The sequence below is a fragment of the Janthinobacterium saanense genome (genome assembly GCF_014200675.1).
Classification (GTDB): domain Bacteria; phylum Pseudomonadota; class Gammaproteobacteria; order Burkholderiales; family Burkholderiaceae_D; genus Janthinobacterium.
Window position 1 is genome coordinate 180,090 of record NZ_JACHCI010000001.1, and the last position, 13,547, is coordinate 193,636.

The 13,547-nt window shown below is 60.3% G+C and carries 13 protein-coding genes; 6 read left to right on the forward strand and 7 right to left on the reverse strand.

The window, feature by feature from the left end:
* Positions 1-11: 11 nt before the first annotated feature.
* Together HDE72_RS00855 and HDE72_RS00860 are read left to right on the forward strand one after the other, a co-directional pair.
* The gene (locus tag HDE72_RS00855; RefSeq protein WP_183736803.1) at positions 12-950 is read left to right on the forward strand and encodes a type II secretion system F family protein; all 939 of its coding nucleotides are present in this window, start codon (positions 12-14) and stop codon (positions 948-950) included.
* 10 nt (positions 951-960) lie between these two features.
* Positions 961-2,007: a LytR C-terminal domain-containing protein gene (locus tag HDE72_RS00860; protein ID WP_183736805.1), complete on the forward strand. Its 1,047-nt coding sequence runs from the start codon at positions 961-963 to the stop codon at positions 2,005-2,007.
* Here HDE72_RS00860 and HDE72_RS00865 read toward each other — a convergent pair.
* Positions 2,004-2,990, reverse strand: a complete 987-nt coding sequence (locus HDE72_RS00865) for an EDSAP-1 family PEP-CTERM protein (RefSeq protein ID WP_183736807.1) — start codon at positions 2,988-2,990, stop codon at positions 2,004-2,006. The genes HDE72_RS00860 and HDE72_RS00865 overlap by 4 nt on opposite strands.
* A gap of 215 nt (positions 2,991-3,205) precedes the next feature.
* Between HDE72_RS00865 and HDE72_RS00870 the strand changes: the two genes are divergently transcribed.
* Positions 3,206-3,511: a hypothetical protein gene (locus HDE72_RS00870; protein ID WP_183736808.1), complete on the forward strand. Its 306-nt coding sequence runs from the start codon at positions 3,206-3,208 to the stop codon at positions 3,509-3,511.
* 53 nt (positions 3,512-3,564) lie between these two features.
* Here HDE72_RS00870 and acpA read toward each other — a convergent pair whose 3' ends face one another.
* On the reverse strand, positions 3,565-5,694 hold the full coding sequence (gene acpA, locus HDE72_RS00875; RefSeq protein WP_183736810.1) for an acid phosphatase: 2,130 nt from the start codon (positions 5,692-5,694) through the stop codon (positions 3,565-3,567).
* 225 nt (positions 5,695-5,919) lie between these two features.
* Between acpA and HDE72_RS00880 the strand changes: the two genes are divergently transcribed.
* The 3 genes from HDE72_RS00880 (at position 5,920) to HDE72_RS00890 (ending at position 8,549) form a co-directional block, all read left to right on the forward strand.
* Positions 5,920-7,179 (forward strand): cytochrome-c peroxidase, encoded by a 1,260-nt coding sequence (locus HDE72_RS00880; RefSeq protein WP_183736812.1) that lies wholly within the window; start codon positions 5,920-5,922, stop codon positions 7,177-7,179.
* A 159-nt stretch (positions 7,180-7,338) separates the two neighbouring features.
* Positions 7,339-7,917, forward strand: coding sequence for a TetR/AcrR family transcriptional regulator (locus HDE72_RS00885; RefSeq protein WP_183736814.1), 579 nt, complete (start codon positions 7,339-7,341; stop codon positions 7,915-7,917).
* A gap of 134 nt (positions 7,918-8,051) precedes the next feature.
* Entirely contained in the window at positions 8,052-8,549 is a 498-nt protein-coding gene (locus tag HDE72_RS00890; protein ID WP_183736816.1) for a hypothetical protein, read from the forward strand.
* Between the two features lie 49 nt (positions 8,550-8,598).
* On the opposite strand, the gene HDE72_RS00895 is transcribed toward HDE72_RS00890, so the two are convergent.
* From HDE72_RS00895 to dsbD, 5 genes are all read right to left on the reverse strand, one after another.
* Positions 8,599-9,087, reverse strand: coding sequence for a hypothetical protein (locus HDE72_RS00895; protein WP_183736818.1), 489 nt, complete (start codon positions 9,085-9,087; stop codon positions 8,599-8,601).
* Positions 9,087-9,821, reverse strand: a complete 735-nt coding sequence (locus HDE72_RS00900) for an MFS transporter (protein ID WP_183736820.1) — start codon at positions 9,819-9,821, stop codon at positions 9,087-9,089. Before HDE72_RS00900 ends, HDE72_RS00895 begins: the two co-directional genes overlap by 1 nt.
* A gap of 245 nt (positions 9,822-10,066) precedes the next feature.
* A complete protein-coding gene (gene dsbG, locus HDE72_RS00905; RefSeq protein ID WP_183736822.1) occupies positions 10,067-10,840 on the reverse strand; it encodes a thiol:disulfide interchange protein DsbG in 774 nt (257 codons plus the stop codon).
* A 7-nt stretch (positions 10,841-10,847) separates the two neighbouring features.
* Positions 10,848-11,699 carry a TlpA disulfide reductase family protein gene (locus tag HDE72_RS00910; RefSeq protein ID WP_183736824.1) on the reverse strand — a complete coding sequence of 284 codons (852 nt, stop codon included), beginning with the start codon at positions 11,697-11,699 and terminating at the stop codon, positions 10,848-10,850.
* 2 nt (positions 11,700-11,701) lie between these two features.
* Positions 11,702-13,450: a protein-disulfide reductase DsbD gene (gene dsbD, locus HDE72_RS00915; RefSeq protein WP_183736826.1), complete on the reverse strand. Its 1,749-nt coding sequence runs from the start codon at positions 13,448-13,450 to the stop codon at positions 11,702-11,704.
* Positions 13,451-13,547 lie beyond the last annotated feature (97 nt).

Here is a 13,547-nt window from a genome sequence, read left to right on the forward strand (position 1 = left end):
GAGAAAACACCATGACTGGCCCGCAACTGCTGTTTCTCGCGATCGTGTTTGGCGTGGTGGTGGCGCTGGCGCTGGTGGCCTTGCTGGTGTTTTTCCCCGGCACCTTGCGCCAGCGCCTGTTCGGTTTCATGGCGCCCGCCGTCAGGGATGCCGCAGCCGATGATGGCTGGGTGGAGCGGGTGGCGCGGGTGGCCCAGCCGTTCGGCAAGCTCTCCTTGCCCGAGGAAGGCTGGGAGCACTCGCCGCTGCGCACGCGCTTCATGAACGCGGGCTGGCGCAAGGCCAGTGCGCCGGCCCTGTATTTCGCCGCCAAATCCGTGCTGGCGCTGCTGTTTCCTACGCTGCTGGGACTGTATGCGGCCAGCGCCATGACGGCGCAGATGCGCAGCGTGCTGTTGCTGCTGCTGTGCGTCAGCGCCACTGTGGGTTATTACCTGCCTAACCTGGTGCTGGCCAGTACGGCCAAACGGCGCCAGCGCGAAATCTTTGAAAACATTCCCGACGCACTCGACCTGTTGACCGTGTGCGTGGAAGCGGGCCTGAGCCTGGAGCGGGCGCTGGTGAAAGTGTCCGGCGAGATACACATCAAGAGCGTGGTGCTGGCGCAGGAATTGCAGCTGGTGCTGATGGAAATGCGCGCCGGTTTCAGCAAGGACAAGGCGCTGCGCAACCTGGCCTTGCGCAGCGGCGTGGAAGACGTCGATACCCTGGTGGCCATGCTGATCCAGTCCGAGCGCTTTGGCACCAGCATGGGCGATTCGTTGCGCGTGCATTCTGAAAACCTGCGCGGCAAGCGCAGCCTGCTGGCCGAGGAAGCGGCCGCCAAGATCGCCTTGAAGCTGCTGTTTCCGCTGATTTTTTGTGTCTTTCCCACCTTGATGCTGGTGCTGATGGGGCCCGCCGTGATCGAGGTGTATCGCGTACTCGTGCCCGCCATGGCCAACCGATGAAAGGATCTTTATGCACCCCTCTCTATCCCGCATGGCTGCCGCCTGCGCCTGCCTGAGCCTGGGCGCTTGCGCCAGCAGTGCCGTTCACGCGCCGTCTGTGCAGATGCCTGATATCGCCGGCGCCGATGTGGCTTACGCTGCGGGCCGCCGGCATTTCGATGCCGGCGACCTGCTTGCGGCGCAGGCATCGTACACACTGGCCATGCGCAGCGCGCCTGATCACGTCGATGCGCACAATGGCCTGGCCGTGCTGCATGCGCAGCGGGGCGATCTCGGCGCCGCGATTGGCGTGTGGCAGGCGGTCACTGGCATGGAAGGTCTACGCCAGCCGCAGTACGCCTATGTGTTCGCTAACCTGGGACACGCTTATGCTTTGGCCGGCCGCCATGCCGACGCCTTGCCGATGCTGGAGCAAGCCTGTTTGCTGGCGCCGCTCAACGCGCGCCACTGGCAGCAGTTGGCGCAAGTGCTGCTGCAACTGGGCCAGCAGGAGCGCGCCGAATTGATGCTGGCCCAGGCGCAGAGCCTGCAGGCGCACGACGCGCGCAGCGACTATGCCTTGCTGCAGCAGCACACTGCGCCAGCAGCGGAAGAGAGCGTCGCCCGTGTCGAGATTACGCAAACAGATGGCCTCGCCCGCTTGCAACGCGTGCCGGCCCGCCAGGCAGCCGCGCCGAGCACAGCACCGGCGCAGGCGCCGGTGCTGGCTGTGCCGCTGCGGCCACGCCTGGAAATTTTGAATGGTAACGGTGTGCACGGCATGGCTGCCGCGATGGCGCGCAGCCTGGCTGCCAGTCCCCTGCAGGTGGTACGCCTGGGCAATGAACCGCCTTACCAGGTGCTACGCACGCGTGTCGAGTACCGGCCCGCGCAGGAGCAGACGGCGCGCTTGCTGGCCATGCAGCTGGGGCCGCAGGTCGATGTCATCGCCGCCGATGTCGCCGCCAGCGACTTGCGGCTGATCCTGGGCCGCGACTTCAGCGACCCGGCCATGCTGCACCGCTATTATCTGCAGCAGCTGCAACTGGCGCGCAAGGCGCTGGCGCAGCTCGGTTAAACCGGTACGGGGCGCCGGCGGCGCGTGTAGGCCAGCGCCGCCAGGCCGGTGGCCAGCAACAGCAAGGTGGCCGGTTCCGGCACGGGATCAAGTACGACGATATCGGTGCGGGTGGACTTGGAAAAGTTCAGGGTATAGGTACCGGCGGGCAGCTCGAAATTCGACGTCAGTGAGAATTGCGCAAAAGCATTCGTGAAGCTGCCCGGCGTGCCGGGGTCATTGGTGCCGGCCGTCATGTTCAGGTTGAACGGGTCCAGGCTGCCGGCGCTGTGGTTGCCGTTCACATCACCGCCGTTCATCGGATCGCCATCGGGTACGAACTGGAAGATCACGCCATCGGTCGTGGCGCGCGAGCGGCAGCCGACCGGACTGGCAGCATTGCAGGAAATATTAAAGATATCCATGATCGACACATTCGACTTGTCGCCCGCGGTCGTGACGCTGGTGCGCAGGTCGCGCCGCGCCATGAAACTGAAGGTGATGAAGCCGGTGCTCGACAGGGTCAGGTTGATCGAGCCGGTCAGCGTATCGCCTGCCGTGGCCGAGGCCGCGCCTACCGTGTTACGCTGCGCTTCCGACACGGCTTGCATGGTGGCGCCGCCAGCGGTCAGCATATTGCCGAAAGTATGTGCATCGCCACGCGCAAATTCCAGCACGGAACTGGGAGCGTAGTTGTTCTGTGGCAAGCCGGTGCAGCCGCTGCCGGAACACACTTGCAGCACATCGGCATTGGCGGCCGGCCCGGTATTGACGGCGCGCGGATTGACGGGCGCGCCGCCTTCAAAAAACGCGCTGTCGCTGGCGTTACGGTTGGCGCCCGTCAGCGACAAGGTGCCGGCGCTGGTGGTGATGCGGAAATTATTGATTTCATTGATGGCCAGGCCATAAGCGCCGGCGTGGGCCTGCCCTGTGAGCAGCATGCCAGCCGCAGCCAATGCACCCAGTATGCCCAGGGCCTTGCTTCGTGTGCAATAAACGTTCATCACAGCCTCGCTTTGTTGTTATCCTCGTCATTGGGGGGAGCATCAAACCAGACCCTGCTGGTTTGGATTGCCCTGCTGGACTTTGAGCTAAGCAGCTTGCGTGCCACACGAAAAAAGCGTTTTGTATCAAGGGCTTGCATCAGCCCGCTTGCAAGCGAAAGTGCCGGGTGTAAGAAAGCCCGACACGGCTAGCGAGAGGCTCGCTACAATGCATCATGAGCAAGAAAACTCCGCAATTTCCCGGTGCGCGCACCGGTCGTGGCCAGGTGCTGGCCGTGCTGCTGTCGAACCGCGATCAGGCAGGCGCCGAACCGCTGCAGGGCCGCATCTCGCTGGCCGCCATCGTCAAGGCCCTGAAACGCAAATACCACTGGCCCATCGAAACACATAGTTTTCCCGCCAATACCATCGATGGCCGCGCCAGCTGGGCTACCGTGTACAGCTTGCCGGAAGAAGTGATCGCTGCCGCGCTGGAAGCGGGCGGACGCGAGTGGCTGGAAGGGCGTGCGGCAGGCAAATAGAAAGGGCTGCCAGCGGCAGCCCTTGGGTACTGCTAACTACTTTACTTCAGGCATTACTCTTGCGGCAGCAGCGCCAGTGCCGCGCTGAAGTCGCCCATCGGCTTGCCGCCGTTGGCGATCAATGCCTTGTCGCGCACGCTCAAGCCGTTCAGCACGGGCAGCGAGAAGCGGTGGGTGATCGCGCGCAGGATCGATGCCGAGTCGTATTGCGTATGGTCAACCAGGCCTTTTTTCACGTAAGGCGATACCAGGATGGCTGGCACGCGCGTGCCCGGACCCCAGCGGTCACCCTTCGGTGGCGCCACGTGGTCGTAATAGCCGCCATTTTCATCGTAGGTGACGATCACCAGCATGTTTTTCCATTGCGGGCTTTGTTTCAGCTGGGCGATCACGCTGGCGATATGCGCATCGCCATCGGCCACGCTGGCGTAGCCGGAGTGCTGGTTCAAATTACCCTGTGGCTTGTAGAACGTCACGGCAGGCAGTTTGCCGGCGGCAGCGTCGCTCATGAACTGGCTGTCGAAATCGCGCAAGTGGGCAGCGCGGTAGGCGGGCGCCTTGACCGGGTCCATGTCAGCGAAATAGTTGAACGGCTGGTGATGGAACTGGAAGTTCGGCGGGCTGGGGAAGTTGTTGTTGCGTGCGCTGGCAGTGGCCAGGGCGGTGGTGTCTTTCCATGCGCCGGCATACCAGGCCCAGTCGATGCTCTTGGCTGACAGCAAGTCGCCGATATTGGTTTGCGTCTGTTGCGGCAAGGTGGTGGCCTTGCTGGTGTCGGCATACAGCTTGCTGCTGTCGCCGGCGGCCGGGGCGTTGCTGCTCGGCTGGAACGCTGGCTGCATGGTGTTGACGGCATAGAACATGCCGCTGCTGTCGGCTGGCGTCAAGGTGCTGTCGTTGGCGTACACAGGTGGGCCATTCAAGACCGAGGCGGGCGAGGTGGGCGCTGCCGTCAGGCGCACGAAGTTGCCATTGGCGTCGAGGTCGATCTTCGAAATCGAATTTTTCGCCACCGAGGTGTCGGCGTTCGGATAGGTCGGCGCGCAGGCGCAGATCAGGTATTGGTGGGTCAGGAAGGAACCACCGAAAGCGCCGATGAACAGGTTGTCGGCCAGTGCATATTGCTTGGCGATATTCCACAGCTGCATCTTGCTGCCGTCGTAGTAGCCCATGCTCAGGCCACCGGCGTCGGAATAAGCGGCAAACTTGTCGTTGGCGCCGCCGTTGATCTGCATCTGGTTGTTATAGAAACGGTGGACCAGGTCGCGCGTAATCACCGATTGCGGCAGATTGATCGGACCATTCGGATTGTCGATCTGGAATGGTTGGTTCGGCAGGTTGGCCGATTGCGCCTGGGTGATGACGGTGCTCTGGCCGGCGGCGGTCATGCCGCCCCAGGTAGGTGGCAGCACGGGCAAGACACTGCCGTCGACATCTTTTTGTGGAATGTAGGCCGAGCTCGATGTCGGGTTCACGCCCGGTACGCCGTTGGCGCCAGGGAACAGACCGTACAAGTTGTCGAAGCCGCGGTTTTCCGCGTAGATCACGACGATGGTCTGGATATTGTTCAGCGCCAGGCCGCTATTGAGCGCAGCCAATACGTCGGCCGGTGCCGCAGCGGCGCTGGCGGTGGCGATGACGGAAGTCACACTGGCATTTTCTGCCTTCAGCTTGGTGAGGTCATCACCGGTCGCCTTGTTGAAGTCGGCAGCCAGGGCAGCTTCGGACACGCCGATGCGCGCCGCCAGCTTGCTGCTGGCGCTGGCGAAGTCGCCGCCATTGCTGTCCATGACTTGGGTCAATTCGGTCGACAGGGCGCTGACAAAGTTGCCATGGCCGGCCGGGGCGCGCAGGATCAGCTTTTGCGTGACCTTGGTGCCGGCGTCGCCCAGCACGTCGTGGCGAATTGCATCGGTGCCGATCACGGCCAGTACCGGGCCCTGGCCGTTGACCGTGAAGCTGCCATCGGCGTTGGTTCTGGCCGGGGTCGAATTGCTGTCACAGCTCAGCTTGGTGGTGGCGCTTTCCATACACACCACGGCGTTTTCGTAATAGCTGCCGATCACCTGGCCCTTGGTGGTGACCGGGTTATCGCTGCTGCCGCAGGCCACCAGGCCAGCGCTCAGTCCCAGCGAGATCAATAATGGCAAGGGACGTAAAGCGAATCTTGCGTGCGAATTCATGTTTTGCATGCCTTAGGGGTGGAAAGGTTTGCATGCTATTGAGTAAATATTTCAACTTGATGAAATGTATACGACGTTACATTCCGTAATAATTGCGTTGTGAAATACCCCTTGGCTTTTGCATTTATCCGGCTTTGAGTGCGCTTGTCACATGCCGGTCATATTCGCCCGCTAGGCTGCAGGCCCATCCCATCTTGCGGCACTGCTCTTCGCTGATTTCCATTCATGAAACTGATGTCATCCCTGCTGGGCCTGCTCTGCGCCGGTTTGCTGTGCGCCTGCCAGCCGCAGAAAGACGCGCCCAAAGACGCGGCTGCCGCTGCCCCGGCTTACCTGACGGCTGCCTATGCGCCCACCCTGAAACGCCAGCCGTCGGTGCCGGAAATGACGGCCATGGGACGCGCCATGTTTTTCGAGCCCAGCCTGTCGGTGTCGGGCAAGATGTCCTGCGCCAGCTGCCATAGCCCCGAGCACGCCTATGGCCCGCCCAATGCGCTGGCGGTGCAGCTGGGCGGCCCTGAATTGAAAGATGCCGGCACGCGCGCCGTGCCCTCCTTGCGCTACATCCAGAATGCACCTTCGTTCACCGAACATTTTCACGACGACGATGGCGACGACAGCGTCGACGCCGGCCCGACCGGCGGGCGCAACTGGGATGGCCGCTCGCAATCGGGCCATGAACAGGCGCTGGGACCGTTGCTGTCGGCGCGCGAGATGGGCAACCCGGACGTGGCATCCGTGATCGCCAAATTGCAGCACGGACCGCTGGCGGCGCAATTCCGCAAGACCTATGGCGACGATATTTTTGCGCAGCCGGAACAGGCCTTGCGCTGGGCCTTGATGTCGCTGGAAGTGTTCCAGGAAAGCCCGGCCGATTTCTACCCTTACACCAGCAAATACGACGCCTTCCTGCGCAAGCAGGTGCAGCTGAACCCGCAGGAATTGCGCGGCCTGGCCCTGTTCAACGATGAAAACAAGGGCAATTGCGCCTCATGCCACATCAGCCAGCCGGCCGCAGGCGGCGGCTTTCCCCAATTTACCGACTATGGCCTGCTCAACATCGGCGTGCCGCGCAACCGCAACTTGCCCGTCAATGCAGACCCGGCATATTTCGACCTGGGCTTGTGTGGCCCGGACCGCAGCGACCTGAAGGAGCACAAGGAATACTGCGGCAGCTTCAAGACCCCATCGCTACGCAACGTCGCGCTGCGCAAGGTGTTCTTCCACAACGGCAGCTTCACCAGCCTGGAGCAAGTGCTGCGCTTCTACGTACAGCGCGACACTGCGCCGCAAAAATGGTATCCGAAGAACCTTGATGGCAGCATCCACAAATACGACGACATGCCGCCCGGTATGGAAGCCAACGTCAACGTCGAAGCCCCCTTCGACCGTAAAGCTGGCCAGGCGCCAGCCTTGAACGAAAAGGAGATTGCCGATGTGGTGGCGTTCCTGAAGACCCTGACGGATGGCTACAAGGCGCCCTGAATTGGCTAGGCTCTATTTTCCTGACGCATTGCCAGGCAAAGGAACGGGGCATGGCATCGCCCCGGTTTCCACTGGGGCATTCGTGATGATGGAGAGACGTCCCGCACAGCGTTATTTTTGTGCTTGACTAGCTACCTACTAGAAGGTAGAGTTCTGAGCATGAACAGTCCGCTCAATACTTCTGAAAAAATCCTGCAGTGCGCGCAAACGCTGGTGATTGCGGGCGGTTATAACGGCTTCAGCTATGCCGACATAGCGAAAGTCATTGGTATTCGCAATGCCAGCATTCACCATCATTTTGCCAGCAAGGCCATGCTGGTGCAGTCGCTGGTGCAGCAATATCGCGAGTCCGCCAGGATCGGGATTGCACATCTGGAAAGCAGCATTGCTGACCCGATGGCGCAGCTGCGCGCCTACGTAGGATATTGGGAAAAGTGCATCGCCGATCCCGCTTCCTCGTTCTGCGTGTGCGCCATGCTGGCAGCGGAAATGCCGATACTGCCCGCAGAAATCGCGCTGGAGGTCAAGACGCACTTCAGGATGTTGTCTGGCTGGCTGGCCTCTGTGCTGGAGCGCGGTAAACAACAGGGCGTTATCCGCCTGCACGGGGCGCCGCAGGTGGAGGCGGAAATATGCATGGCGACGGTGTATGGCGCCATGCTGTCGGCCCGCGCCTGCGAAGACGCGGCCATGTTTGGCCTGATCGTCCATCCGATGCTGGCACGTTTCGTGGTTTGAGGCTGAGGGAGCAATGATCCACACCTCAAGTTTGCTCTTAAGGCCTACCTACTAATAGGTATATTCAGGAATCGTTCTCCCTGGGAGCAGGATTCCTCTTGTCTGGCACTTACTTTTGAATAAAGGAAAACACCATGTTTGGCATCTCTCATCTGGGCTGGATTCATACGCTGGGCAGCTTGCCTGCGATTCCCTTGGTCGTGTACATGTTTGCGCGCTACGGACGCATCACGCCGCGCTCCACGCCCGGTGCCGTGTATTTTGTGTCGATGCTGGTGGGGGCCGTTACCGTGTTCCTGGTGGCGCATCAGCCGGTCAGCTATGTCATTGCGCTGGCCACCCTGGCGTTCCTGCTGGCGGGCTATGGCGTCGGGCGACTGCCAGGACTGGGACGTGCAGCACGCTACCTGGAAACCATATTCCTGACGATCACGGCATTCCTGTTGATGGTGCCGACCGTCACTGAAACCCTGCGCCGCGTGCCTGATGGGCACCCGTTTGTCTCCGATCTGAAATCGCCGCTGTTGCTGGGATTCCAGGCGGGCCTGCTGGCGCTGCTGGTGCTCGGCTTGAGCGCCCAGATGCTTTATCTGCGCAAGCAGGGCAAGGCTGCGGCGGCCGGGGCAAGATGACGCGCTTAACTGGAGATCAGGGATGGCGGGCGCCGTGAATTCGGGCACGTCACCGATCAAGGTCGAGATTTTGTTGCCTGGATGCCGGGTCTTCTGGCAAGTCGTCGGTTGATAAAGCCTTCAGTCCGAGGAATTCGGCAAACTTTCTCAGGCCGGCATCCTCGGAGTAAATCGTAGTTGCTCTATTGCATTTTGCGATAGCGACAATCTGGTGATCAAATTTGATCTTTTGCCATGCTGCATCGGGCTGGGCGGCCTTCTTGTCGCGGGAGCGTATGGCATCGGCTATACTGATGGAGCATTCCAGCGCTGCCTTTTCGTCGAAAGAAGCAATAATAAATGCAGATTTTCCCTTGAAATTGGCAAGCACATCGGGGTCTGCCTTGACATAAAATTCAGACAATGCCGGAGTCGGGATGAGGATTTTAGTTTTCGTCTTTTGCAATGATGCTATCAAATAATCCAATTTTTCACGTTGGCTATCGGGTGTTCTGGCATCCAGAAGCTTGATGAGTATTCCTGCATCAAAGAGCACCATCAATCTGATCCTCGTATCTGAAGATGTTCCTTGATGGGATCATCGAGTTCGCTCCAGCCATTGCCTTTGGTATTGCGCGCAGCGTTCACTATGTCGGCTATGGGCTTTTCATCCAGAGGCTCCCAGCCGGTAATCTTGAATTTCTCCAAGGTCCAGGCGCCATTTTCACCACGTAGCCAATCACCCTGCCCGGTGACCCTGATGGGGCTCGCAAGATATTCTTTGACAAGTTCGCGGGCCATGTCGCTATTTGCCTCGCACTTATGGATGGTGCCATCCAGGTCCTTGAGCCATACCGGTACCGTGTTGTCCTTGCCGCCGATACGAATGACCACGCCGTCAAGAACGCTTGCCTCTTTGACGCGATAGGTTTTTTGAAGCGGAGTATTCCTGCCAGGAAACGCCAGAATCACCACACCCTGCGGGTGCTTGATGTCGGCGATTGCCTGGTCAGACTTCAGCATGTCATTGAGATTTTGATAGGCTCTTTGCAGCTCCTCTGGTGCGGCGGCATCGTGCACCAGCCGCAAGCGTGACTTAACCGTTTCCGCTGCGGATGCTTCCACCACGGTTTCCAGGACGGTGCTTCCTGAGTGCAGGCCTTTGAAATGTACACACGGCTCGCTGCCATACAATGCAGCCAGCTGGCCCATATACTCGGCGAGCCGGGACATTGGAATGGTCTCGGGTTTGAATATGTCTATACGAAATTCGAGTGCTTGAGATGTTTCCATGGCGCTACCATACTACAGCTAGGAAATTCAGGAAATCGGGCGCTGAGGATTGCAGAATTATTTTGAGGAGTTGTTGTCAAATAACAAGCCGACTAAAGAACTAACTGTATTTTTATACAGTATCGGCGATGATCGTGAAATGTCAATGCATAGTCCATAGCAATTCTTGCACTCCTTGACCCGTCTGACAGCTGGCCCAAAAAGGGTTTACATCCCTGTAAACCCTACAATAACCTTGTTGCCGGCTACCGGCCTGGCGTGCCGAGAATCACGTTCAGCGCTGCCGCGCTTGGCGCGCCTTGTGCTGTTTGCATGATGCCGTCCGGGTCTTTGTAAAAAATGGTGGGTGTGGCGAAGAAGCCCAGTTCCTGCATCAATTTTTTGTTGCCGTCGAGCTTGGCGCGGATATCTGCTGGAATCGCCGCCATGGCTTGAATGCCGCCACTGGCATGCTGCTTTTCGTGTTGCGTCAGGGCAGCTGGTGGATCTTGGGCGCCCAGGAGCGCGGCGGCTTTGCCAGCGCTGCTGTCCTTGATGATGCCGACCATGATGTGGCGTATCTGTACCTTGCCGGCGTCGACCCAGGGGCGGGCGTCATTCCAGAATTTATTGCAATACGTGCAATTCGGATCGGTAAAGGTATACACGATGCGTTGCGCCCCCTGGCTGCCGTCGGCAATCCAGCTGCTCTGTTCCAGTTTGCTCCAGGTTTTCGCTGTCATCGGTTTGCTGATCAGCTTTTTCAAGGGGGCTGCGGTGAGATCTGCGCCCTTGGCATCGAGCATGGTGCCGACTATCGCCTGTTTGCCATCCGGCGTCAGATAAATACCGATCGGTTTATGTTGCAGGATGCCGGCATAGCCCTGCATTCCGCCTGGCGCATCAAAGCGTCCCATAATCTCGACACCTTGTGTTTGTAGCGCCTTGATGGGTGCCGGCCAGTTGCTTGCGGGGGCGGCCATGGCGGTAGCAATTGCCGCATACATTGCAGTGGCTAGCAGAAATGAGTGTTTGCGCATCTGTGATTTACTCCTGGTTTTTCAAAGTGACGTTGGCTTGTTTGGCAGGCTCATGTAGCTGCCCTAATTTGTCGGCGAGCGACGCTGCCGAGAGTTCGCCGATATGGGTGGCGCGCAGCTGGCCGCTGGCGTCATAGAACAAGGTGGTCGGCAAGGCCATCGAACCGACCGCCTTGCCTAGCGCTGTGTTGCGGTCAAGCACCACATTGGACAGGTTGATGCCGTTTCCGCTCAAATAATCCTGGACGATGTCCTGCTTTTCACCCTGATTGACAAAGACAAAGGCGATGTCGCCCTGTGCTTTCTGGGCCTGCGCCAGCAGCGGCATTTCACGCCGGCACGGTGGACACCAGCTGGCCCACAGATTGACCACCAGCGGCTTGCCGTCCGCCAGACGGGCAAGTCCGGTTGGTTCGCCGGCCAGGGTCGTCAGTGCCGTGGCCGGCAATGCCGCTGGCCCGTTTTTGATCGTCAGACTGGCGCCGGACAACACACCATAGGCCAGCACTCCTGAGGCCAGCGCCAGGCCCAGCGGCTTGCAGCTTGCCGGAATCCGCCAGCCATGCCAGGCCGCCACCAGCAGCGCGGCCCCGATGCCTGCCCAGGGCGTGTAGCCACCGTCGCGGATATCGAGCATGGCCCATGGTGTTGCCCGGTAGAGATCGAGCCACGTCACCACAAAGGCCAGGCGCGCCGTGAGCAGTGCCGCGATCAGCATGTCGGACAGGATGTGTCCGACGCCCCGGGTTTTCTGGCGCCGTCCGATGAGGTGGCTGACACTGAACGCCACTGCTACGGCCGCCATCAGCATGGCCAGCTGCACGGGCAGCACCAGCGGTCCTATGTTTACTGTGAGCATGATCAGGCTTTGTCCTGCGCGCGTTTGAGGCGCGCCAGGAATTCGCCGGCGCTCAGTTCACCGATGATGCGTTCGGCGCGATGTTCCTTGCCGTCCGGACCGATCAACAGGATGGTCGGCGCGCCAAACGCCTGGTATGCGCGCAGCATCGCGACGTCATCGGCAGTGTTGGCCGTGATGTCGGGCCGCAGCAAGCGCATGCCGCCCAGGGCCTGCTGCACCTGCGGATCGGAAAACACATCGCGTTCTATCGCTTTGCAGGAGACGCACCAGTCAGCGTAAAAATCGACCAGTGTCCACTGTCCGTGGCGGCCCGCCTCGGCGATGCCGTCAGCGAGTTGCTGCGGCGACTTGACGGTGGCAAAGCGCTGCATGAAGTCCGGTGTATCGCTGGCGTTCGCGGTGGCGCTGGCGCGGGAGGCAAACGCCAGTGGTTGCAGCGGGTCGTGTCCGCCGGCGGCTGCGCCCAGGACCATCATGCCGCCCCAAATGCCGATGAGTAATGCGATGCAGCGCAACAGCAAGCGGCCGCCACCGAGAACGAACTGCTGCGCCAGGGTGGACAGACTCAATGCGCATGACAGCAGCAAAGCCCCCCACAGTGCCAAGGCTAGGGAAGCTGGCAATACGCGGGCGACGAACAGTATGGCCATGGCCAGCAGGATGAAGCCAAAGCAGGCCTTGACGCGGTTCATCCAGTTGCCCGGTCGTGGCAGGAGTCTCGCGCCAACCGTGCCTACCAGCAGCAGGGGCACCCCCATGCCCAGACCCATGAACAGCAAGGCCAGGCCGCCGACCAGGACATTGCCTGTGTCGCCGATGTAGAGCAGGGCGCCGGCCAGCGGAGCCGTCATGCAGGGACCCACCAGCAGCGCCGACAGCACCCCCATCGCGGCGGCGCCGAGCACGGTGCCGCCACGCTGGCCCTGGCTGGCCTGGTCCAGCCGGTTGCGCAGGAATGCTGGCAGTTGCAGCTCGTAAAAACCAAACATTGCCATTGCCAGCGCGACAAATATCGCGCCAAACACGCCAAGCACCCATGGGTTTTGCAGCATCGCCTGCAGATTGGCGCCAGCCAGTGCCGCAGCTGCGCCAAACACGGCATAGGTCAAGGCCATCGGCAGCACAAAGGCCAGCGACAGGATAAAGCCGCGCCTGGGGCCGGCGCCGCTGCCGGCAATCAGGCTGGACAAGATGGGTATCATCGGCAGCACGCAAGGCGTAAACGTCATCAGCAAGCCCAGGCCGAAGAACACCAGCAGCATCCAGGCCAGGCTGGACTGTGACAATCGATCTGCCATGCTCTGGTCCTCGCCGCGCACATCGCTTGATGCATCTGATGCCGCGTGCAAGGCGATGGTCTGGCTTTGTGGCGGATAGCACAGGCCGGCGTCAGCGCAGCCTTGCCAGCCCACCGTCAAGGTACGGGCGCCAGCGGCGTTGACGATCAGCTCGACGCTGTCGTGGTATACCTCGCTTTCGCCGAAGAAATCATCGGTCTTCATCGTCCCGGCGGGATAGACCATCTGCAAGGCGCTGTCGGCAGGCTCCGCTGCTACCGTCAATTGTTTGCGATACAGGTAATACCCCTCGCTGATATGCCAGCTCAGGCGAACCCGCCCCTGATCCTCCTGAGTCGCGCTGAACTTGAACGCCTGCTCAGGGGGTAAAAAATTGTGCTCGGCATGGGCGGGCATCGCCAGCAGCAGGGGCAATAAAAATACCCATAGGTAGCGCAAAATACGTGACATGGACAGCTCCGAATAAGACAGGTTCCCATGCTGTTCCATGCAGGTTAAGGCTATGTTAACAATGCGATAATCTACGACTGAAATAATGGCCGGCATG